The organism is Paenisporosarcina sp. P4_D4, assembly GCF_056401835.1.
Genome location: NZ_JBFUIO010000182.1, coordinates 1 through 3,108 on the forward strand (window position 1 = coordinate 1; position 3,108 = coordinate 3,108).

4 protein-coding genes are annotated in these 3,108 nt (G+C 37.8%); all 4 read right to left on the reverse strand.

Features of this window, described 5'->3' with window-relative positions:
• A partial coding sequence (locus AC1DSL_RS16650) for a formyltransferase family protein (RefSeq protein ID WP_477533056.1) occupies nt 1–393 on the reverse strand: 393 nt, incomplete at its 3' end.
• A gap of 53 nt (nt 394–446) precedes the next feature.
• Complete coding sequence (locus AC1DSL_RS16655; RefSeq protein WP_477533057.1) at nt 447–1,040, reverse strand: sugar transferase; 594 nt, start codon at nt 1,038–1,040, stop codon at nt 447–449.
• 52 nt (nt 1,041–1,092) lie between these two features.
• Nucleotides 1,093–2,052: an ATP-grasp domain-containing protein gene (locus tag AC1DSL_RS16660; RefSeq protein WP_477533058.1), complete on the reverse strand. Its 960-nt coding sequence runs from the start codon at nt 2,050–2,052 to the stop codon at nt 1,093–1,095.
• 290 nt (nt 2,053–2,342) lie between these two features.
• A partial coding sequence (locus tag AC1DSL_RS16665; protein WP_477533059.1) for a type III PLP-dependent enzyme domain-containing protein occupies nt 2,343–3,108 on the reverse strand: 766 nt, incomplete at its 5' end.

The following is a 3,108-nucleotide window of genomic DNA, read 5'->3' on the forward strand; positions in this document are numbered from 1 at the left end:
GCATTTTGTTTCTCGTACGCCTAATAAGACTTGCCAAACTAAAGCGGCTCTTCCTCTGAATTTTGGAAGGGGAGTGGGATGAAATCCGATTGTTCCAATTCTTGCAGCATGAATAATTTCTGGTTTTATGAGTTGGGACAATCCGACCACAAAAATATAATCTGGATGGTGATCAGTAATCTCTTTCACATAGAGATCTTCGTTTATATTTTTAAACTTCCTGAATGGAATGTGATGAGCTTCGGCCAACTCATGAATTGGTTCATATCCAGAAACATTTTTTGAATATTTTTCATCCAGTGAAAATACGAGATCCACCGGAAAGTTCAGTCTAATCATTTCTTCAAGTACCACTTTACTTGAATCAACAGAGCCAATTAGGATTGTCTTCATTTCCATCTCCTTACCGTTTTAAAACAATTTAATCGTCGATTGCGCTTCTAGAATTAACCTCTTTTATATTTCTCTTCACCAAATAAAACAATCGCGACCGTTTTACAGATGATTTTAACATCGAGTAAAATGGAATAATTTTGAATATATGAAAGATCATATTCAATTCGTTGTTCCCACGATATAGAATTGTTTCCGTTCACTTGGGCAAGACCTGTCATTCCTGGTTTCATCTGAAGGCGTTGCATCTGAATCGGTGTATATTCCTCCACTTGTATATGAACTGTTGGTCTAGGTCCTACTAAACTCATCTTTCCTACCAAAACATTGACAAGCTGCGGAAGTTCGTCTATTTTTGTCCTTCTTAAAAATTTTCCTAATGTAGTAATTCGATTTTCATCCTTTGAAAAATCTGAATTTCTCTCTGCTTCCACGTCAACCTTCATCGTTCGGAATTTATATATATGGAAGTCTACCCCGCTTTTCCCCACCCTTTCTTGCTTAAAAAAAACGGGACCAGGCATCGTGATTTTCATAAGCAAGACAATCACAACAATCAGTGGTGATAACAATAGCAATCCTAATCCACTGCCAACTAGATCAATCAGTCTTTTAAAAAACAGGTTCAGATTACTGACTGTGAACATATTCCACAGCTCCTTCATCTTCGTTCCAAACCACTGAATTCTCAACATCTAGTTATTTAATAATCTTGATTTCGTTGTATTTCATCATCCGAATACGTTCTTCGTACCGACCAATGACATTTTCATTCACTTGATTGTGTAAATTATGGACGATCATCTTCGGTATGTTGACACCACTTTCATAGGCATGCGGGTAACCTCCACCAAAACGTGGATTCACTTCCGAAATGATATATTCCCCATTTACTTTAAAAATGTCGATGTCAATGATTCCTCTAAAACCAATCACTTTCACAAAATTTTTTATAAGATCAAACAGTTTTTCATTTTTGATAGAAATGGATTTATCCGTTTCTCCTGCTCTCATCGCAAGCTTTTCTTTTGTGAAAATGGCGACGGGTTCACCTGAATGGAGATCTATATACACATCCGCGCCGATTTCAACCCCATCTATAAATTCTTGAATCATCATATTCTTATAGTTTTTAAATAATAATTCAACTTCCTCTTTTGATGTCACTTTATTGATATTGATACTTGCGCTGCCCTTTACTGGTTTAACAAATACGGGAAAGTCTACAACCCCAGCATCCACATTTAGATAAAATTCTTCTTTATCAATATAGCTTTTGATTGAATGAAAACCGTTTTTTATTAGAAATGTATTCAGCGAAAACTTATCAAAGCACATCTCAACGTTTTCTAAATCAGACACAATCGGGATGGTGCCAACGTTTAAAAATTCTTCTCGATGTTTCGCTAACAAACTGATTTCCGGGTCGATTAACGTAAACACAGCCTTGACATCATTATTTTTACATATTGCTAGAATCGTACTTAAATAATCTTGATGATCAATCCTTGGAACGATGAAGTACTGGTCCGCATCATAAAGTGCTGGTGCAAGAGGACTACAATCTGTCGCGTAGACCTTGCCGATTCCTTCAAGCTCTTTTTTGAAGTATTGAACGATTTTATTCCTAGTTCCACAACTAAGAATCAATATGTTCATTTGAAAAGCTCCTCTCATTTCTTTTGAGCGCACCTTTAGTTGCTGAGCGGTGCTACTACTTATGAGCACCGATTTCTGGTTTATGAGCAACGACCTGTCATTTCTGAGCATCTTTTCCCCGGTTATGAGCGCATCACCCATTTTTGAACGCCGATTTCCGGTTTATGAGCGTTTTTCTAGCATGTTTGAGCGCCTTTTCCTCGGTTATAAGGGACGTCGCACGTATCTATGTGCACCTTTCCCACAGTTATGAGCGCGCCTTCCTCCTCCAAATTGCCAAAGAAATATCTTCACAAATAATGATCAGCTGTCCATTTTTCACGAGCTTCCATCATCACGCCATCTTTCTCGACATAGACAGCAGGAAAGAACTTAATAAATAACGGAGATAGACTCATGGAATACGCGCCAACTTTTTCATAAATGATTTGATCCCCAACCAAAACTTGAGGAGCGTCCTCTAGCACCATGATTCGGTCATCCTCCATGCAGGTAAATCCAGAGATGACTTGTTTGTCGATAAGCTTTCTATCCTCACTAATCTTATACTGAACCCTAAAAAACTTTATCCCCTTATTTTTCAGTGGATTGATATTAATGTGACTACCATCCGTTGTGGCAAAATGATTCGCACTCGTTTGCTTCACATCAACGACACTTGTGACAAAACTAAATGGAGAGGAAACAATCGACGTTCCTGGTTCTACAATTAAGACCGTATCTTCGTTGTTAAAGACTTTGCTTAATTCAGAAGAAATTACTTCGATATATTCATCAAACTGGGGTTTATCTTTAAGCCCTCCAAAAAACCCTCCACCGACATCCACATACTTTAGCTTTAGTGAATATTTTTGTGTAATTTCACAGGCCATTTTCGAAATCGCTCGATAGATATTTAAACTTCTTGTCTTTGTACTGCAATGTAAATGCAGGCCTGTTAAGCTGATCGTTTTTAGCTCATTGACAGTATCAATCGCTTTCTTCAAATCCCCATTTTCATAACAAAACCCAAATCGCCCACCCTCTGCTCCCATAATGGTTTCATTAGGACAGGCA